The organism is Mesorhizobium alhagi CCNWXJ12-2 (assembly GCF_000236565.1).
In the GTDB taxonomy this organism is placed as follows: Bacteria; Pseudomonadota; Alphaproteobacteria; order Rhizobiales; family Rhizobiaceae; genus Allomesorhizobium; species Allomesorhizobium alhagi.
In genome coordinates this window covers 1-1601 of the sequence record NZ_AHAM01000154.1, presented here as the reverse complement: position 1 = coordinate 1601, position 1601 = coordinate 1, and the positions used below count along the sequence as shown (strand labels likewise).

At 59.3% G+C, this 1601-nt stretch carries 1 protein-coding gene and 1 pseudogene; both read left to right on the top strand.

Annotated features, from left to right (window positions below; translation table 11 throughout):
• Nucleotides 1-297, top strand: a pseudogene (locus MAXJ12_RS35285) (IS110 family transposase); the annotation flags it as partial.
• Between the two features lie 552 nt (nucleotides 298-849).
• A complete protein-coding gene (locus tag MAXJ12_RS18230; protein WP_040586764.1) occupies nucleotides 850-1314 on the top strand; it encodes a phasin in 465 nt (154 codons plus the stop codon).
• Nucleotides 1315-1601: the final 287 nt, after the last annotated feature.

Genomic DNA, 1601 nt, shown 5'->3' with positions numbered 1-1601 from the left:
CCCCCGCCACAAGAGCGGTATGGCTGCCGGGGCTGCGGGAATCGGGGGAGGTCGATTATGACGGCCACATCTCCGACGCGGTGACCGCCATGCGCGGTCTTCTCTACGAGGCGGCGACAGTCATCCTGTCCCGCAGCTCGGCCGACAGCTGCCCCGCGCACATGGGGCCTCAAGCTCCGCGAGAGGATCGGCTTCAACCGCGCGGCCGTTGCCGTAGCGCGCAAACTGGCGCTCGCGATGCATGTACTGCTCAAGGCTGGCGAGCTCTTTGATCGGAACGCAGGAGCAACAACATGAAATTTGCAGATTGCGTTCAGGATCTGAGCGCCTGAGACGTCCCTGCCGGGACGTGGGGGCCGAGCCATTCCGCTGATGGGGGTGCGCCGCTGACTCAGCAAAGTGCGTCGTCCACATTGAAGGCTTCTCCCGCGAAGCTCCATTATGCGGCGACCGATGTCGACGGCGAAGACAACCGTGTATCCCGATGCGCGAAAAAGGCGATTGTGAAGCTCCCAAGCGGGAACCCAACATGCCGATTGGGCCAGAAATTTGCCATATGGCGCTGGACCGGATCGGTGCCTATCGGAACCCGCGCAAAGTGCCAAATAAGCCAATGGATTAGAGCGGTGGGTAGATCTTGGCGGGGTTCAATGTGGTTCAACTCGGGTTGATTCACAAACAGCACGCCCGCCTGCGCGAAAATTCGGAGTTCGGTTAGCGCTGTGGCAAATCAGTGCAACGCACAAAATGACCGTCCCGCTATGTCGGGTTCATAATTCCGTTACGTCAGCTTCGTAGATGAACGAGACGGCTTTGTGCAGGGCCGTCCACCCAAAAAGGATGGAAAACATGTCCAAGACCGCTGACAAGACCACCGACACCATTGAGAACGCCGCATTTCCGACCTTCGACGCGTCCAAGGCTACCGACCAGTTCCGCGCTGTCGCCGAAAAGGGCGTCGAGCAGTCGAAGGAAGCCTTTTCGAAATTGAAGACCGGCGCCGAGACGACCCAGAAGGCTCTCGAGTCGACCTTCGAGACCGCCAAGACCGCCGGCAACGAGCTGTCGCTCAAGACGATTGCCGCTCTGCGCGCCAATGCCGAAGCCGATTTCTCGCACCTCGAAGCCCTGGTTGGCGCGAAGTCGATGTCGGAAGTCGTCGAGTTGCAGACCGTCTTCCTGCGCAAGCGCGTCGAGATGACCGTCGAGCAGGCCAAGGACATCCAGGCCGTGATCACCAAGGCCGCCGAGGAAGTGTCCAAGCCGGTCAAGGAAGCCTTCGAGAAGGTTTTCAAGGAACTCAAGGTCGCCTGACATTCTTGTTTGACCACCACGATCCTTCCGAAAACCGGTATCCGCGTTTCGGGATCGTGGACTGAGGCGATGGGAAAAATACCGGCAAGGCGGCACATCCACCCCGCCGTCTTCCGGGGCTATCGGTCAGCACCACTTGCCGCCGGACTTTTTCTTTTTGGCTGGCTGGCGTTGTTCAGCCGGACACGCAAAGCCTGCCCATACCGCTTTCAGCAAGCATCATTTTGTCCAAACGCTTGAAGAACTGTCGCGTCGTGTTCGCGATGACGGCGACTTGCTGGTTTAGT